The following is a 17,188-nucleotide window of genomic DNA, read 5'->3' as shown; positions in this document are numbered from 1 at the left end:
TAGCGTTAGCCCGCAGTTTAAGCACATCCATCGCCACGGTGAAAGGCTTGCAGACGCCCAATTAGGCGGATGTGCAGAAACCGGTTGGCACGCGGGCGATCTCAGCGGTCGGCTAAGCATTTGCCTCCGCCGAAACCAGCAACTCTTGTCGGCTGATCTTGACCGGATCGAACTTGACGGTGCCCGCCCTGTTGTAGCTGGTCCGCGCGCGCTACGGTCGGTAGCACAGGTGACGGAGGTTTCTATGGCCGGGAAAATCCCGTTGGTTGACTATCTGGTGCTCGACGACGGCGATCCACACCTGATCGCGCAGGAATGCACCAACTGCGGCGCCCGGTTCTTCGACCGACGAAATGCTTGCGCCGCGTGCTTCGCGACCGGCTTCACCACCGTCCCGGTCGCGACCGAGGGGACGGTACGGGCGTTCACGATCGTCACCTTCGCCGCACCGGGCATCCCCACCCCGTTCGTGGCGTCCGTGGTCGACTGCGACGGCACCCAGGTACGGGCCAACCTGATCAACGTCGAGCCCGATCCGGAACACGTCCGCGACGGGATGAAAGTGCGGCTGGCCACATACCCGATGGGGACCGACTCGGCGGGCACCGAGGCGATCGGCTTCGGCTTCGAGCCCGCCGAATGACGAAGGAGCAGTGACGATGAGCGCTAGCGACGAGATCTGGATCCTGGGGATCCGGATGACCAAGTTCGGCAAGCATCCCGACCTCGACACCGTCGACCTGGCGGCCGAGGCCGCGACCGGCGCGCTCGCCGACGCCGGCGTGACCATGGCCGACATCGGGGTCATTGCGGCCGGCAACCTGATGGCCGCGAACGCCGGGATCGGTCAACAGCTGCAGAAACAGATCGGGCAGACCGGGATCCCGGTGTACAACGTGGCCAACGCCTGCGCCACCGGGGCCACCGCGCTGCGGACCGCCATCATGGCCGTCAAGGCCGGCGAGGTGAAGTACGGATTGGCGGTCGGCGTGGAAAAGCTGTCCGGTGCAGGGCTGCTCGGCGCGGGCGGCCGGAAGAAGGCCGAAGCCGAGGTCTGGGAGGCCAAGGGCCGCTACGGCGCGGTCGCAACGGTCGACGGGCGGATCGGCACCGAAGCCATGCCTGGTGTGTTCGCGCAAATCGGCACCGAGTACGGCCACAAGTACGGCGGTACCAGTTTCGAGTTGTTCGCCAAAATCAGCGAGAAGAACCACGCCCACTCGACGTTGAACCCGCTGGCGGCCTACCAGAAGAAGTTCACCCTCGAGCAGATCATGAACGACGTCATGATCGCCTACCCGAACACTCGCCCGATGTGTTCGGCCAACTGCGACGGTGCCGCAGCGGCGGTCGTTTGCAACGGCGAGACGTTGAAGTCGCTGTCGCTCGAGCAACGGCGGCGCGCGGTGAAGGTGTCGGCGTCGGTGCTGACCACCGACCCCTACGAAGAGGGCTGCCAGGTGTTGCCGAACGTCAACACGCTGACCCGCAACGCCGCCGCGACCGCCTACGAGCAGGCCGGCGTCGGTCCGAGCGATCTGGACCTAGTCGAGCTGCACGACTGCTTCGCCACCGCCGAGCTGGTGCACTACGACAACCTGATGCTGTGCGAAAAGGGCGGTGCGGCAGACTTTTTCAGCTCCGGTGCCACCTGGCGCGACGGCTCCACCCCGGTGAACGTATCGGGCGGGCTGCAGTCCAAGGGTCATCCGATCGCGGCCACCGGCATCGCCAACATCTGGGAAATCTGCCACCATCTTCGCGGCGAAGCCGGCGACCGTCAGATTCAGAACGCCAAGGTCGGGCTGGCCCACGTGATCGGTCTGGGCTCGGCCTGCGGCGTCCACATCCTGGAAAGGTCGGCGGCCTAGTGGCGATCGTAAGCGCGGCGGAGCCGGGCGAAGCGGGTCGCCACCATTAGACCTAGCTCAGCAGAAAGTCGGCGACGATAGCGGCCATGTCGTCGACGGCATTGCGCGGCATGACTTCGAATCCGTGCGTGCTCAGCGTGGGCAGACACAGCAAGCCCGCCTTTGGGGTGAGACCGCTGGCTTTCGAATGGGAGGCGTCGGACATGAACGCGCCCAGCGTCGCCGCCTGAGGCGCCAGCCCGCGCGCGGTGGCGATCCGCATCAGCCGATCGGCGACGTCCTTGTCGTATGCGCAGAGGGCGTCGCTGTAGCCGACGATGGGTCCGCCGGTGACGGTGGTCGCGTACTCCCGCTCGGTGGGGCCGACATCCAGGGCCAGCGTGAGCGTGCCCGGCAAGCTGGCGCTTGCATAGGAGCCGCCGATCCCGCCGACCTCTTCATTGGTGGTGAACGCCAGGTAGACGTCGTCGGCGGGTCGTTGCCCGCGCTCATGCAGTAATCGGGCCGCGCGTAACAGGGCGGTCACCGCAGCGCGGTCATCGAGGAAGTAGGAGCCGACATAATTTCCAAACTCGACCAGATCTCTCTTGCTGCGGTCGACGCATACCCGGGTGCCGGCGTGCACGCCTGCGGCGGCCAAGTCTTCGGGGGTCCGGCCGGTGAATACGTAAACGTGCTGCCAGTCCAGCGCGCGGTCGCCCTGATCGGGTTTGGTTTCCCAGATCCGCGGGCTCTCCTGGGTGGTGTGCTCGGAGCCGAGTGTGAGTACCGCGGTGAGGGTCTGGTGCTCGCCGAGCACCGCGACCGGACCGAGCCCGAAGTTGCCCGGGTACATGATTCCGAGCTGCGTCAGGTGCAGAGTGCCGTCGGGCTCGACCCGCTTGACCAGCATCGTCAGTTCGTCCATGTGCGCGGTGACCCGCGTCGCGCCGCTGGGCCCGGATGTCGAGCGGTGGCGATGCTCATGCGCCCCGATCTCGTCGCTGGAAGCGCTGGTGGCGCCGATATAGCCGATCAAATTCCCGGCGTCGTCGGTCCACATGTCATCGACGAGCGGTTGCAGTTCGCGGGCGCACACGGCCCGTACCGCCTCTTCCTGGCCACATGGGCCGTAGGTCCACAACAGCTCTTGCAGCAGATCGTCGGTGGAGTTGTGGTCGCGCTGCGCCATCAGGTTCCTTTCCCTCACTGGCCACCGTACGGCGGCGGGCGGGGCGGTTTGCGGACCTGTTCGAAGTGGTAGCGGCGAGGGGTGCCGCTGCGCGATGCTAGGGGCCAGGATCCACGGGCGAGGTTCGAGGCGGCCCATAACCGAACGACGGAAGGACTGCGGTGAACGAAGAGCAACGCAACGTGATGGCATCAGGGCGTGGCTTTATCGCTGCGTTGGATCAAAGCGGTGGAAGCACCCCCAAAGCCTTGAAGCTGTACGGCATTTCCGAGGACGCCTATCACGACGACGAGCAGATGTTCAATCTCATCCACGAGATGCGTGAGCGCCTCATGTCAAGTCCGAGCTTTTCCGGCGACCGAATATTGGCAACCATTCTTTTCGAGCAGACGATGGACCGCGCCATCAACGGCGAGGACACCGCGGCGTTCTTGTGGAAGCAGAAGCACATCGTGCCGTTTGTGAAGGTCGACCAGGGACTCGCCGACGCTGAAAACGGTGTGCAGCTGATGAAGCCAATGACGAAGCTCGACTCGCTATTGGAGCGGGCCGTGGATAAGGGCATCTTCGGGACCAAGATGCGCTCGTTCATCCAGGAGCCGAACGAGGGCGGGATCAAAGCGATCGTCGACCAGCAGTTCGACTACGCGCACCAAATCGCCGAGCGCGGGCTGATGCCGATCATCGAGCCCGAGGTAAGCATCAAAAGCCCCGACAAGCCGAAAGCGGACAGGCTGCTGGTGGATGAGCTGAAAACGAAGCTCGATGGGCTGGCCGGCGATGGGCAGGTGATGCTTAAGCTGACCCTGCCCGACGAGGACAACCTCTACGCGCCGCTGATCGACCATCCCCGCGTTCTGCGGGTGGTCGCATTGTCCGGTGGCTACAGCCTCGCGGAAAGCTGCGAAATCCTGGCCCGCAACCACCGCCTCATCGCGAGCTTCTCGCGAGCCTTGACCGAGGGTCTGACGATCGACCAGACGGATGCGGAATTCGACGACAAGCTCAAATCCAATATCGACGAGATTTACGCCGCCTCACTGACATAACCGGTAACCCGTCTGAATGAGCGAGCAGTTAACCGATCCCGTCGACGACGGTCAAGCGTGGGCGCGTCGCCAGCAAGAAGCCTTCCCCGAGTGTGTGATTCGCTACGGCATGGGCGATCCGGGCCTGCGGGACGACTCTGGCCTGCCCGCGCTGATCATTCAAGGCCAGCCGCCGGGGGCACCGATACCGCGTCAGGTTTGCCCGCCCATCGCTTTCATGTGCCCGTAGTCCGCGGCGAGCGCGAGGAAGCAACCGTCGAAATGACCGTTCTCGATCCCGACGGTCTGCATGAACGAGTGGGCGACGACTGGTCCGACTAACCGAAACCCCGCTTTTCGCAACGTTATCGAAAGCTGCCGGGACTCCGGGCTTGCCATCCGGCCATCGGCCCAGCTCCGTAGTCGATGGTGCCCGCGTGGTTGATGCTGCCACGCCAGTTGCGACAACGAGTATTTCGACAGCACATCAGCGTTGTGCAGCGTGGCTTCGATCTTTCGCCGATTGCGGATCGAGGTATCGGCCATCAATCGTTCGACGTCATCGGAGTTCATCGCGGCCACGGCCGAGGGGCTGAATCCGTGAAACGCGGCACGCAGGTTGTCTCGCTTGTCGAAGACAAGCGCCCAGGACAGGCCGTTCTCGAAGTACGTCAACACAAGCGCCTCGAACAGCGCCGCCTCGTCGTGTGTGGGCTTTCCCCATTCGAGATCGTGGTAGGCGATCAGATCGCGACCCGTCTCGGTCGCCCAACGGCAGCGAGTGACACCGTCGGCGGCACGTACCACAGTGGGTAGCTGCGGCGACATACCGACACCAGCCATCGCCTTCACGCTACGGCCCTATTCGGCCGTTGCCGTTGAGCTTTCGTCATCCGGCCTGAGGGTTCTCCAGCACCAGCGCGACCCCCTGTCCCGAGCCGATGCACACACCGATTACCCCGTATCGCGCGTTACGTTCATGCAGTTCGGTGGCCAGGGTCAAGACGTAGCGGGTTCCTGAGGCGCCGAACGGGTGCCCGGTGGCGACCGCTCCCCCGTTCGGGTTGAGTTTGTCGTCGGGGATCGTGAACCCGTCCAGCTGGTTGGAAAGTTCACGCAGCACTCCCAGCGCCTGGGCGCTGAATGCCTCGTGGACTTCCCACACGTCGACCTGTTCGGGCGCGAGCCCGGCACGCTTGAGCGCCAACGGAATCGCCCACGCCGGCGCTAGTCCCATGATCAACGGGTCGAGCGCATAGACCGCCGACGACACCACCCTGACCAGCGGCGTGACACCGAGTTCCGTCGCCTTCTCTCCCGATGCGATCACGATCGCGCTGGCCCCGTCGGTAAGCGGGGATGAGTTGCCGGCGGTCATCTGGGTGGTGCCGGACTGGACCGGAAGAGCGGCCAACTGTTCGGCGGTGGTGTCATCGCGGATGAACTCGTCATGCTCGAATACCCGTGCCGGCGTCTTTTTGGTCGCCGGGATCGACACGGGCATAATCTCTTTGGCCAGCCGGCCGGAGTCGCGGGCCGCCGCGGCCTTGTGTTGGGACCGCAAGGCGAACGCGTCTATCTCCTCGCGGGTCAGGTGGTAACGGTCCGCCACATTCTGCGCCGTCTCGATCATCGAAATGTAAGCGTTTCGGGCCAATAGGATTGGGTTTGGCGGGCCGCCGGCCCCGGCCCACATCGTGTCGAGCAGGAAAACAGGCCCACGGGGGGAGAACGATGCGTCCCCCTTCATGTAGGCCCAGCCCGATCGGGACATCGACTCGACCCCGCAGGCGATGCCGGCATTCAGCTCGCCGGCCATGATCGCATGGCTGATCGCCACCGTCGCACTTACCGATGAGCCACAGAATCGGTTGATCGTGGCCGCGGCGACACTGTCGGGGAAGCCGGCGGCCAGTGCGGCCCATCGGGCCACGTCGCCCATTCCTTCGTGGGCTACGTTGACGCAACCCGCCATGATGTCTTGGATCTGGTCGAGGGGTACCCCGACATGCTCACAGGCACCTCGCATCGTCATGCCGAGGAGATCATCGGTTCGCAGATGCGACAGCGATCCCCCATAGCGCCCGAACGGTGTGCGTGTCCCGCCGAGAACGAATGCCTGAGTCATTTCTGTGTCCTGTCCGAAGGCACCTCAGCGAATCCCGGTTCTCCGCCGTCGACAACGGAATTGAACCGAATCCGGGTTTCATGCTCGCTGATCTCTTGGATTACGCTTTCTGGAAGCGCAGAAACATCGAAGTTCTCCCTGATGCGTGAGGGCGTGACTGATCCCGTGAGAACCGCGGTGCCGCGCTGAATACCCCAGGCCAAAAGCACTTGCGCAGGCGTCTTTTCAAAACGCTCAGCGATCGAGACGATGAGCGGATCGTCGAGCAACCGCGGTTCCAGCGCGTGTCCCAGCGACGCGAACGCCAACAGGATGATCCCGTGCGTCTTGCACAATTCATGCAGCTCCCACTGCGGGTGATATGGGTGCGACTCGACCTCGATGACCGCCGGCTTGATCCGGGCGGTCTCGATAATCGCGCTGGCGCGTTCGGCGCCGATGTCGGACAGGCCGATTGCTCGCGAAAGTCCCTCGTCGACAAGGCCTTCCATCGCGGCCCAGGTTTCCTCTAGCGTGACTCCGTCGTCGTAGATAACCTCTCCATGCGGAGCGCGGGGATCTTGGTCGTCGCCGGGCTGAAACGCGAACGGGGTGTGTATCAGATACAGGTCGATGACGTCGAGCCCGAGTCTGTTCAAGCTGGCTTGCAGCGCGGGCTTGACCCGCTCGGGTCGATGGTTGTTGTTCCACAGCTTTGTGGTCACGAATAGATCCTCGCGGCGGACGGTCCCGGCGGCGAACAAGTCTTTGAGCGCCTCGCCGACCAGTGCTTCGTTTCGGTACCGCTCGGCGGCGTCGAGATGGCGGAACCCCACCTCGACAGCTGTCATGACGGCGCCGTGCGTCTTCGTGTTATCCGACAGTGACGTCCCGAACCCGAGCGCCGGGATCTCACCGCTGCCGTTGTTCAGGGCAAATCTGCGCTTAGTTAGATCTTCGTTCGATGCCATTTGCCTTCACTTTCATTGGGCCGACGCATAGAAGGCGTCGGCTGGTAGCGACGCGATGCCGAGCTCGGCTGCGACCGCATCGGCCCCGTGCCGCGCGACCTCGAGGTCCACTCGGCCGTCGGAGGTGTAGTACGGACGGATGTAGCGCTCGTAATAGCGCTGGATCTCCTCGCGTGTCATCCGGTCCAGGAACGACGCGATGTAGCGGACAGCCAAATCAGGCTGGTCCGCCATCGTTTTCAGGGCTCGCCGGTTGGCGCGCACCAGTGCCTGCACCGCCGGGCTTTCGACGGGATTGTGCTTGGGGTCCACCGCAATTCCGACGGTGGGAATTCGGAAGTGATCGCCCACCCAGGCCAACACGTGGAAGCCCTCCTCCGCGGCGACCTGTTCGGGTCCCAGGGTGCTGCCGATGTACGCGGCGTCGATCGAGCCGTCGCGAAGGTGCCGTAGGTCCATCTGGTAATCGCCCGGATGCCGTACCACACATTGCACGTCGCTGTCTGGGTCTAAGCCGTGCTTGCGCAGCACGATCCGCGCGAAAGTCCCGGGCGGACTATCCGGCGCGTGGACCGCTAGCCGGCGGCCGCGAACGTCCGCCATGGACTTCACGCTGGCGTTCCCGACGAACCAAAACAACGGCCGGTCCGTGTTGACGCTCAGCACGGTCCATTCGATGCCGTCGGTCAGCCGCGACAACAGTCCCCGGCCGAGCCCGATGGTCGCACAGGCGCGCACACGCGTTATGTCCCAGCGGGTTCCATCGCGTAACGAGACGTGGACACCCTCATCTTCGAAGTAGCCCTCCTGATCGGCCATGTACGCGACCAACTCCTCATGGATGCCGCGCCCGACATAGGCGAGGTCGATCGTGTGCATCGCGAGAGTCCTTCCTTCCTTCAATTGGATGAGATCCGATGCAGCGCAGCCGCATTCAATCCATCGTCAGGCCGCCGTCGAGCGGGAAATAGTGGCCGGTGGTGAACCCGGAATCCTCGCTCGCCAAGAAAGCCAACGTCTCGGCCACCTCGTCGGGTGTGACGAGTCGTCCCATCGGCGCGGCCGCACCGAGCTCACGCAATTTCTCCTGTGTCAGCTTCTGGTTCATCGACGTTCCCTGCACCGTTGCCGGTGCGACAAGGTTGGCGGTGATTCCGTGCGGCGCCAGCTCGAGTGCGATGTAGCGGGCAAACTGATTCACGGCCGCCTTGGGGACGCCGAGGTTTATCATGCCGTTGCGCGGATGCCGCGATGGCTCGGCGGTGAGATAGAGCAGACGGCCATAGCCACGCGAAGTCATGCCCGGCGCAACAGCTTTGGTGAGCAGGAACGCCGCGTGCAGCTCTCGGTCCAGCTTTCCGCCGAGCTGTTCCCAGGTCAGATCGGCGAACGAGGTGATGTCATAGGGGATCAACGCGTTGTGCACGAGCACGTCGACTCGCCCCCACCGCTGTTCGGTGTCGCCGACCATCGCGGTGACATCGTCGGCGATGGTGACATCAGCCCGAATCGCCACTGCCTCACCGCCGGCCGCGGTAATGGCCGCGACCACCTCTTCAGCCTCCTCGGCGCTCGAGTGGTAGTTGACGACCACCCGAAACCCGCGTTCGGCAAGAACCCGTGCCGTCGCGGCACCGATTCCGCGGCTGGCTCCGGTGATGATCGCTACTCGTGACATCAGAGTTGGCCTCCGGCTGAGGGGAAGAACTCCTTGATCCGCACGTGATGACAACTCATTCGGCCGACCACGTTCTCAACACTCGCGGATCGGGCGGTACCTCGCGCCAGGGAACGTCACTGGCCCGGCCGGGCGGGTTCGCCCCTGCAGCATTTCAAGATCGTACGGCGGGGCCCGTCGCTGGCATAGCCGTCGACCGAGGATTTAACCCTCGCGCGTGCACGAACAGCGGCCAGGGTGGTCGAGGGGCGCAAGCCCAGGCCCCGCGTGCCGAACCGACGAGGTAGCGTCTTGAGGAATCTTCGGTAGTTCGACGGTGGAGCGAAGGAGCGCGGTAGTGGATTCGGCTTTACTTGGCCTACTGACCATAGTCGCCCTTGCGCTGGCGTTGGTGTTCGGTGCCTTTGCTGCTGTACACGTGAAGCGGCTGGGAGACCGAACGCCCGCTCCGATAAGCGAAGAAATTTGGAGCGCCAAAGCGGTTCTAAATAAAGTACGCAAACGCGAACCCATGTCTAAGGACGAGCTGGATTATGCGAAGCAAATCGTTGCCGACCGTAGCTCCCCGATGGCATTCTGCATCCCCGGCGCTTTGTTCATGCTGGGCAGCTTTTATGTATTTGGCAGTCTTTACACCTTGCATGGAGCCACGCCCTCCGAGCGGACATTCCTCGGGTTGATCCCCATGTTGACCTCCACAAACCTCGCCATTCGGCTTCTCCGCAGCGCAAGGTTGAAAGGGCGACTGCGGAAAATGGCTTGAAGCAACACAAGACATGTGGTGTGGCCGTTTCGTTGATTTCCGGTGAGTTGGCCGTTGGTTCGTACGTGCTGCCGACAGCATCAGCAGGTGATAACGTCTCACACCGCTTGCTTGCGTTCCGGCCGAGGCTGGTAGTGTCATATCGGTCCTATCTCAACCTAGTTGATATACGACCAAGGGGTGTGGCCGCGGCACCGGGGTCAGGGACGAAGCGAGAACACGAGGTCGGAGACCGGATTCCGAAAGGTGATGGAGTGAGCCCTCGTTCAGTCGGCAGGACTGTCTTGGCGCGAGTCTGGATGCCATTGGTTGCCGTCGTTGCGCTCTCTTTGGGTGCGGTGTTGATGTGGAAGGTGCACGAATTTTCCGCTCCCCCGCCTGTCACTACCGTCCTTGGCCCGCAAGCAGTTCCGGAGTTCAGTCCCAAACGGGTCACGTATGAGTTGTCCGGCTCCATCGGGGAGGGCGGGATGCTCGTCTGGGCGGACGTCGACGGGCATCCGCATCGGGTTGATCTCACGACGTTGCCGTGGTCGCACGAGGAGACGACCACGCTCACGGTGGTGTCCGCCAGCATCTCGGCGCAAGTTCACGGCGGTGATCACGTCGGCTGCCGGATACTGGTGAACGGCGTTGTCCGCGCTGAACAATCCGAAACCCGTCGGGATGCGCACGTCTTCTGCCTAGTGAAATCCGCATGAGCGAGCATCGCGCGAACGAGACTGGCGCGAAGCGACCCTTCTTCCCGAGAATGGTCCGTAAATTCGCGATACCGGTCATCGTCTTTTGGGGGCTTTTGGCGATCTCGACGAACACCTTCATGCCGCAGGTAGAGAACGTCGCAGAAGAGCTGGCAGGGCCGATGGTGCCGCATTACGCGCCGTCGCAGCGGGCGTTGCTGGCCATCGGTGCGAAGTTCCACGAGTCCAATTCGACCAGCTTCACGATGATGGTGCTGGAAGGCGACCGACCGTTGGGCCCGCCCGGGTCCGTGGCGCATCGGTACTACGACGACTTGGTGCGCCGGCTCCAGCAAGACCCCAAGCATGTCCAGTACGTCATGGATCTGTGGGGGAAGCCGATCACCGCGGCCGGGGTGCAGAGCCTCGACGGCAAGGCCACCTACGTGCTGACGCGTACGGCGGGCGATATCGGCACGATGCAAGGGAACAACTCCGTTAAGGCCGTTCGGGATATCGTCGCGAAGGACCCGCCGCCGCCCGGGCTCAAGGTCTATGTCAGCGGCGCGGCTCCGCTGGCCACAGACGAACTGGATATTGCCAATTCGAGCTTGAACGACATCACGATCGTGACGATCTTCCTCATCATCGGGATGTTGTTCTTGGTGTATCGCCGTGTTTCCACCCTGGCGGTGCCCCTCTACGGCGTTCTGTTCGAGCTGCTGGTCGCCAAGGGAGTCGTTTCAACCCTGGGCACTCTCGGGTACCTCGAGCTCTCGTCATTCGCGGTGAACATCGTCGTCGCGCTGACCCTGGGGGCGGGGACGGATTACGGCATCTTCTTAATGGGCCGCTATCACGAGGCGCGACGAGCCGGCGAAAGTAAGGAGGAGGCGTTCTACACCGCGTATCGGGGGGTCGCACCGATCATCATCGGCTCGGGGCTGACGATCGCAGGGGCGTGTTACTGCTTGACTTTCGCGCGACTCAACTACTTCCACACCATGGGTCCCGCCGTTGCCATCACCATGCTGTTCACCATCGCCGCCGCGCTGACGCTGGGCCCGGCCCTGTTGACGTTGGGCAGCCTTTTCGGGCTCATGGACCCGAGAGGGACGGCCCAGGGGCTGCTGTATCGGCGGATCGGGACGAGCGTGGTGCGCTGGCCGGTGCCGGTCCTCGCGGCCAGCGCCGCCGCCGTCATGCTGGGGGCGATCTTCGTGCCGACGTATCAGGTGAACTACGACGACCGTGAATACCAGCCCCGCAATACCGGTTCCAACCAGGGTTTCGAGGCGGCGGATCGGCACTACCCGAAGAGTAAACTGTTCTCCGAGATGCTGATGGTCGAGTCGGATCATGACATGCGAAACTCGGCCGATTTCATCTCGCTGGACCGGGTGGCCAGGGCTCTCATTCGCATTCCCGGCGTCGCGGAGGTGCAAAGCATCACCAGGCCGATGGGCCGTGCGTTGGAACATGCCCACCTTCCCTACTTGTGGACCACGTCAGGCAGCGGTAGCGGTCAACAGAACCCGTTCAACATTCAGCAAAACACCAATACCGACAAGCAGGCACAGGTCAACGCGGACACTGTCAAGGTCTTGCGGAAAGAGATCGACTTTTTCCAAAACTTGTCGGATGAGCTGCACAAGACGGTTCTCACCACCGAGGATCTGGAAAAGGTCACCAATGAGATGAATGAGGAAATCTCAAATCTCGACGATTTCTTCCGGCCGCTGAAGGGTTATTTCTATTGGGAGAAGCACTGTTTCGACATTCCCATTTGCTGGGCATTTAGATCGCTATGGGATACGCTCGACAAGATCGACCATTTGGCCGAGGATATCAAGGACGTCAGAACCTCCCTCCAGGCCATCGACGCCATCGTGCCGCAAATAATCACGCAGCTGAAACTCACGGCCGACGACACGGAGCAAATAACGGCTCTTTTAGTCAACACCTACGGCCAGTCGGCCCTGCAGTCCACACAGACCGACCAGACATTCTTCGACCAGGTCAATGTGGGGCTCGACTTCGACCAGTCCAAGAGCGATGACTTCTTCTACATCCCCCATGAAGGTTTTGACAACGAAGACGTCAAGACTGGTATGAAGCTCCTGATGTCGCCGGACGGCAAGGCTGCTCGGTTCATCGTCACCCACGAGGGGGACGCCATGGGCCCCGAAGGCGTGAAGCATGTCGAGGCATTCCCCGACGCGATAACCACGATCTTGAAAGAGACCTCGTTGGCCGGCGCGAAAGTTTATATCGGCGGCACCGGAGCGACCGATAAGGACATCAAGGAATACAGCGCATCCGATCTGGCTATCGTGGCGGTCGCCGCCTTCGTGCTGATCTTCTTGATCATGTTGTTCCTCACGGGAAGTCTGATGGCCGCCTTGGTCATCCCCGGCACGGTGGCCTTCTCCTACGCCGGGGCGTTCGGGCTCTCCGTGCTCCTCTGGCAGCACCTCATCGGCCTGCACCTGCACTGGTTGATACTGCCGCTCACGTTCATCATCCTGGTGGCGGTGGGTTCGGACTACAACCTACTGCTGATCGCCCGAGTCAAAGAGGAACTCCACGCCGGGTTGCACACCGGTCTCATCCGCGCGCTCGGAAGCACGGGTGGTGTGGTGACGTCCGCGGGTTTGGTGTTCGCGTTTACCATGCTGGCGATGCTCTCAAGTGATCTCAGGACTATCGGTCAGATAGGTTCCACCGTATGCATCGGCCTGCTGCTCGACACGCTGATCGTGCGTTCGTTCGTCGTGCCGTGCATCCTCAGCATCCTCGGGAAGTGGTTCTGGTGGCCAACGCTGGTGCGTTCCCGTCCGCTACCCCCGCGATGATAAGGGCGTCATCAACCAAGATGGTGGAGCTAAGGGGCACGAACCCCTGCCTTGACCAGGCATATGCCGATTTATACCTGCATGTTCGTTCCGTCTCGTTCCGATTCAGTCTTGTTTTCGCGTCTTGACGGCGTCAACAGCCGTTGTCACCCGTAATTTCATTTCTCCAATCAGGAGGGGTCGGTGACGTGGACGGTGCCGTGGCCGTCCATCGTCACCCCGATTGGAGTATTTTTAGCTGGTAGATGCCTAGCATGTCCGACCAGGTGAGGACGTGGGAAAGGCCGGGGGCGAGATGGCGTTCGAACGTTACCGGCTGCCGACGCTGATCGGGCAGAGCCGAATTGGCAAGGTTATCGCGGCGGCGGCAGCCGCCATGGCGCTCGCACCGTTCTTGGTGCTAGCCGCCACACCCGGTGCGGCACAGGCGGCTCCATCGCTGGTGGCCGCTCAGGAGGACCCCACCCGACCCTGGTGGCGCATGGCGCTGCACTACGGGGTGTTGGTGATAGCGGTGTGCGTTGTCGCCTGGATGCTCCATCGTTTCGCGAAAATGTGGAGCGCGCCCATGACGGTTAGCGGAGTGTGGCCGGCCCCGCGAAGTTTCGGCCGGGGTGCGTTCGCAGGTGTGCTAATGGCCCGAAAAAGAATGGCGCTGGTCGAGGCGGGCCATCGATGTGCCGTCCCCACCTGTCGGCACCCAACGACCGAGACAGCTCACATCCTGCCTGAGTCAGAGAGCGATGATGAGTCGTTCGCGAACCTCATCGCGTTATGCGAGAAGTGCCAAAAGAAAGAAATCGATCGGCAGTCGATCCGCGGGTATAAGCGCAATCTCGCGATCTTGAACAGCCGCTACTCTGAGTTCGAGCGCAGGGTGTTCGATCAGATTGCCGAGACCGACCGGAGATCCTTCATCATCGGTCCGGGCTTCGAGATCCTCCTCCTGCACGCGGTCAACGACGGGCTTTTGAAACGTGTTGAACTAGCGCCCGTAGGGGCCCCACGGGGTGAGCCAACCCAGTACACGTACGAGGTGACGGATGAAGGCCTGGACTTCATCAACCGATACGTCTGTGGTGAAGACATATCGTGAGGCCCCGCGTTTAAAACAACGCATGTCGCGAATTCGCGCGTTCCTGAAATCTGTTGTTTCGCTACAAGTTTGCTAGTCTTCGGACCCTGGTTCTGGTGGCCGACACTCGTGCGTACCCGTCCGCTACCGCAGCGATAGTCACAGGTCGACGACCACCGGTTCGGCCGGTTGGCTACAGCACAACAGGATGTTGCCCGGCGCAGGCGGTTCCAGAGGCTCGAGGGTGTAGTCGACGGCTCCCGAGACCAGCGCCGTCTCGCAGTTGTGGCACACGCCGGTGCGGCATGACCACCGCGCCGGAACGTCACACGCTTCGGCGAACTCGAGCAGGCTGGTGGCCGGTGGACCGTATGGTGCCGATATGCCGCTGCGCGCGAACTGCACCTGCGGCCCCGGTCCGGGTGGACCGACCGGTAGATGCGGCGGGACCGTCGACGCGGCGATGCCGGGTGTGAGTGCGGCTGTGGCGCCGAATGTTTCGGTGTGAACTTGCGCGTGCTTGAAGCCAAGATCCGCGAGTCCCGCACTGACGTCGTCCATGAAACTCGCGGGCCCGCACAGATATACGTCGCTGGTGGAGGGGAGCCCGAGTTGGGCGATCGTCGCTGCGGACAGCCGGCCCTGCTCGGCGTCGGCCGAGAGCGGCTCGCCCGGTTCGGATCGAGTGTAGAAGATGCGAAGGTGGGTGTTGCCGAGCCGGTTGAGCAGCGCCCGGCTTTCTAGCGCGAAGGGGTGCTGGGACGGACCTCGAGCGGCGTGCAGCCACCAGACTTGCCGTGGAGATTCGGTCGCGGCCAAGGTGTGCAGCATGGACAGCACCGGCGTGACTCCGACGCCCGCGGACATCAGGATGACCGGTGACCCGGATTCGGTCAGGAAGAACGTACCGCGGGGCGCCGCGACCTCAAGGATATCGCCGGCCTTCACCTGGGTGTGAATGTATCTGCTTGCTGCGCCGTGTGTTTCGCGTTTGACGCTGATCCGGTAGGTCCCCGCTCCGGCCCAGTTCGACAGCGAGTAGTTCCTGATCAACGTCTCGCGGGTGTCCTCGCGGGATAGGCGCACGGCGATCGATTGGCCGGGCCGCCAAGGCGGCAGCGGCGCGCCGTCGGGATCGGCCAAGGTGATCGAGCGAACGGTGCGGCTCTCGTCTCGGGTTGCCGTGACTTTCAAGCGACGGAACCCGGCCCAAGCCGGCGGGGGGCTGCTGGCGGCGGCCGTCAGGCCGGTGTTGCCGGCCGATGTCGACGTGGTGCCAGCCTGGGTGAGCAGGTTCTGCAGGGATCCCCGCCAGCCGGAGCTCAACGCGGGGATACGCAAGGCGCGTTGTAATGCGTCGCGTGGATGGCCGGGAAGGTAAAGCAGCGCATCGATTTCGGCGACGCTGACCTGCTCGGGTCCTGAGCCGACTTTGACTATGTCTTGACCGGCTTCAATCTGTCCTTCGGTGATGACCCGGAAGTAGAACCCCGGGCGACGGTGGGAGACCAGCAGTGCGGCCATCTGCGGTTCCCCCAGCCGCAAGCCGACCCGGTAACAGGTCACCCGCGGTTGGCTGACTTCGAAGACGGCTTGGCCGATCCGGTATCGATCGCCGATGCAAACCTCATCGTCCGGCAAACCCTCGACCGTGAAATTCTCGCCGAAATGGCCGGGTTGCAGGTCGTCGCGGTCCAGTTCGCGCGACCAATACCGGTAGGAGTCAAGCTGATACACCAGCACGGCGCGGTTTTCGCCACCGTGCCCACCGAGGTCGCCTTGGCCGTCGCCGTCGACATTGAGCCGGCAGACCATCCGCGGGCCCGCCACCGGCTGCTTCCACACTCCGGTGTAGACGGTGCGACCGTTCCACGCGACGTTCTTCGGCAGACCGACGTTGACCGATACCAAGGTGGGCATAGTCGCGACCCCTTCGTGCGCGCTCGACAATCAATTGTCAGCGACGCGTCAAGAGCGGCGCGATTGCTGTGACGGGGTTGGGGACTTCCATCACCTGGCTAGAAGCTAACGTGGCTCGAAACGCGCGACAGTGCCAACGAATTACCGAGATCGGGATGGGCTGATGGAGCTTTATGACGTAATGCGCACTACCGCCGCGGTTCGCGAGTTCACCGGCGATCCGCTGCCCGACGATGTGCTCGAACGCATCCTGGACAACGCGCGGTTCGCGCCCAGCGGCGGGAACCGGCAGGGCACGCACGTGATCGTCGTGCGCGATCGGGCCACCCGCGAGGCGCTGGCCGAGCTGACGACGACGGGCGCCCGACGGTATGTCGCCCAGTTGGCCAGCGGCGAAAGCCCGTGGAACCCACTGCACCCACCGAAGGCGTCGGCGGCGGAGATAGCGGCCACCGAAGTGCCGTCGCAATTCACCGCGCCGCTGCTCACCGCCGCGGTGGTGCTTGTGGCCTGCGTCAATCTCGAGGTAGTCGCCGCGATAGATCAAAACCTCGACCGGATCGGGGTGATCAGCGGCGCGTCAATATATCCGTTGGTGTGGAACATCTTGTTGGCCGCGCGCAACGAGGGCTATGGGGGCACCATCACCACGATGGCGGTGGCGGAGGAGCCGCGGGTCCGCGATCTGCTCGGCGTGCCGGAGTCATACGCCGTTGCCGCGGTGTTGCCGATCGGAAAGCCGCGCAAGCAGGTGACGAAGCTCAGGCGCGACAGCGTCGCCGAACTCGCCACCCGGGAGCGCTTTGACGGCGAACCGTTCGGCACAAACGGTTAGTTACCCAAGTTTTCAGCTGTTGAGGAATAGGCGTGCGTTGGCCAGGAAGACGTCTAAGTGTTGCGACCGTGCGCCGTGGCTAGCGTCGGGAAACATCAAAAGTGTTGCACCGGAAAGGTGCTCCGCGAGAATTATGGCGTTGACCGGGTCGACAACAACGTCTTTGACACCGTGCATGATCAACGTCGGCTGCCGGATCGTGCTGAGCATGGCGTAGCGGTCGGTGGTCGGGAT

The 17,188-nt window shown here is 63.0% G+C and carries 17 protein-coding genes; 9 read left to right on the top strand and 8 right to left on the bottom strand.

The features are described 5' to 3' along the window. Nucleotides 1–244 precede the first annotated feature (244 nt). The gene (locus tag VKI00_RS09415; protein WP_324436981.1) at nt 245–643 is read left to right on the top strand and encodes a Zn-ribbon domain-containing OB-fold protein; all 399 of its coding nucleotides are present in this window, start codon (nt 245–247) and stop codon (nt 641–643) included. Nucleotides 644–659: 16 nt separating this feature from the next. Then, nucleotides 660–1,871 carry a thiolase family protein gene (locus VKI00_RS09410; RefSeq protein WP_324436979.1) on the top strand — a complete coding sequence of 404 codons (1,212 nt, stop codon included), beginning with the start codon at nt 660–662 and terminating at the stop codon, nt 1,869–1,871. A 52-nt stretch (nt 1,872–1,923) separates the two neighbouring features. On the opposite strand, the gene VKI00_RS09405 is transcribed toward VKI00_RS09410, so the two are convergent. After that, a complete protein-coding gene (locus VKI00_RS09405) occupies nt 1,924–3,042 on the bottom strand; it encodes a M20/M25/M40 family metallo-hydrolase (protein WP_324436977.1) in 1,119 nt (372 codons plus the stop codon). A 161-nt stretch (nt 3,043–3,203) separates the two neighbouring features. On the opposite strand from VKI00_RS09405, the gene VKI00_RS09400 reads away from it, so the two are divergent. Beyond that, complete coding sequence (locus VKI00_RS09400) at nt 3,204–4,091, top strand: fructose bisphosphate aldolase (protein WP_324436975.1); 888 nt, start codon at nt 3,204–3,206, stop codon at nt 4,089–4,091. A gap of 16 nt (nt 4,092–4,107) precedes the next feature. Further along, complete coding sequence (locus VKI00_RS09395) at nt 4,108–4,320, top strand: hypothetical protein (protein ID WP_324436974.1); 213 nt, start codon at nt 4,108–4,110, stop codon at nt 4,318–4,320. Here VKI00_RS09395 and VKI00_RS09390 read toward each other — a convergent pair. The 5 genes from VKI00_RS09390 to VKI00_RS09370 are packed head-to-tail and all read right to left on the bottom strand — an operon-like array spanning nt 4,284 to nt 8,826. Further along, the gene (locus tag VKI00_RS09390; protein ID WP_324436972.1) at nt 4,284–4,913 is read right to left on the bottom strand and encodes a DNA-3-methyladenine glycosylase I; all 630 of its coding nucleotides are present in this window, start codon (nt 4,911–4,913) and stop codon (nt 4,284–4,286) included. The genes VKI00_RS09395 and VKI00_RS09390 overlap by 37 nt on opposite strands. 46 nt (nt 4,914–4,959) lie before the next feature. Beyond that, entirely contained in the window at nt 4,960–6,198 is a 1,239-nt protein-coding gene (locus VKI00_RS09385; protein WP_324436969.1) for a thiolase family protein, read from the bottom strand. Next, nucleotides 6,195–7,148 (bottom strand): aldo/keto reductase, encoded by a 954-nt coding sequence (locus VKI00_RS09380; RefSeq protein WP_324436967.1) that lies wholly within the window; start codon nt 7,146–7,148, stop codon nt 6,195–6,197. The genes VKI00_RS09385 and VKI00_RS09380 overlap by 4 nt, the downstream gene beginning before the upstream one ends. A gap of 12 nt (nt 7,149–7,160) precedes the next feature. After that, on the bottom strand, nt 7,161–8,027 hold the full coding sequence (locus tag VKI00_RS09375; RefSeq protein WP_324436965.1) for an ABC transporter substrate-binding protein: 867 nt from the start codon (nt 8,025–8,027) through the stop codon (nt 7,161–7,163). 55 nt (nt 8,028–8,082) lie between these two features. Continuing rightward, the gene (locus VKI00_RS09370; protein ID WP_324436963.1) at nt 8,083–8,826 is read right to left on the bottom strand and encodes an SDR family NAD(P)-dependent oxidoreductase; all 744 of its coding nucleotides are present in this window, start codon (nt 8,824–8,826) and stop codon (nt 8,083–8,085) included. A gap of 337 nt (nt 8,827–9,163) precedes the next feature. On the opposite strand from VKI00_RS09370, the gene VKI00_RS09365 reads away from it, so the two are divergent. The 4 genes from VKI00_RS09365 to VKI00_RS09350 all read left to right on the top strand — a co-directional run bounded on the left by VKI00_RS09365 (nt 9,164) and on the right by VKI00_RS09350 (nt 14,220). Continuing rightward, nucleotides 9,164–9,589, top strand: a complete 426-nt coding sequence (locus tag VKI00_RS09365; protein ID WP_324436961.1) for a hypothetical protein — start codon at nt 9,164–9,166, stop codon at nt 9,587–9,589. Between the two features lie 254 nt (nt 9,590–9,843). Next, entirely contained in the window at nt 9,844–10,290 is a 447-nt protein-coding gene (locus VKI00_RS09360) for an MmpS family transport accessory protein (protein ID WP_324436959.1), read from the top strand. Beyond that, the gene (locus tag VKI00_RS09355; RefSeq protein WP_324436957.1) at nt 10,287–13,124 is read left to right on the top strand and encodes an RND family transporter; all 2,838 of its coding nucleotides are present in this window, start codon (nt 10,287–10,289) and stop codon (nt 13,122–13,124) included. Before VKI00_RS09360 ends, VKI00_RS09355 begins: the two co-directional genes overlap by 4 nt. 481 nt (nt 13,125–13,605) lie before the next feature. Beyond that, on the top strand, nt 13,606–14,220 hold the full coding sequence (locus VKI00_RS09350; protein WP_324436955.1) for a hypothetical protein: 615 nt from the start codon (nt 13,606–13,608) through the stop codon (nt 14,218–14,220). 138 nt (nt 14,221–14,358) lie between these two features. Here the strand turns inward: VKI00_RS09350 and VKI00_RS09345 are convergent, their stop codons facing one another. Continuing rightward, on the bottom strand, nt 14,359–16,119 hold the full coding sequence (locus tag VKI00_RS09345) for an MOSC and FAD-binding oxidoreductase domain-containing protein (protein WP_324436954.1): 1,761 nt from the start codon (nt 16,117–16,119) through the stop codon (nt 14,359–14,361). Between the two features lie 163 nt (nt 16,120–16,282). On the opposite strand from VKI00_RS09345, the gene VKI00_RS09340 reads away from it, so the two are divergent. Continuing rightward, the gene (locus tag VKI00_RS09340; protein ID WP_324436953.1) at nt 16,283–16,954 is read left to right on the top strand and encodes a nitroreductase family protein; all 672 of its coding nucleotides are present in this window, start codon (nt 16,283–16,285) and stop codon (nt 16,952–16,954) included. Nucleotides 16,955–16,966: 12 nt separating this feature from the next. Here VKI00_RS09340 and VKI00_RS09335 read toward each other — a convergent pair whose 3' ends face one another. After that, nucleotides 16,967–17,164: a hypothetical protein gene (locus VKI00_RS09335; protein WP_324436952.1), complete on the bottom strand. Its 198-nt coding sequence runs from the start codon at nt 17,162–17,164 to the stop codon at nt 16,967–16,969. Between the last annotated feature and the right edge of the window lie 24 nt (nt 17,165–17,188).

This window comes from Mycobacterium sp. (genome assembly GCF_035314665.1).
Taxonomy (GTDB): Bacteria; Actinomycetota; Actinomycetes; order Mycobacteriales; family Mycobacteriaceae; genus Mycobacterium.
Note: the sequence above shows the minus strand (reverse complement) of the source record. Positions and strands in the feature narration are given on the sequence as shown.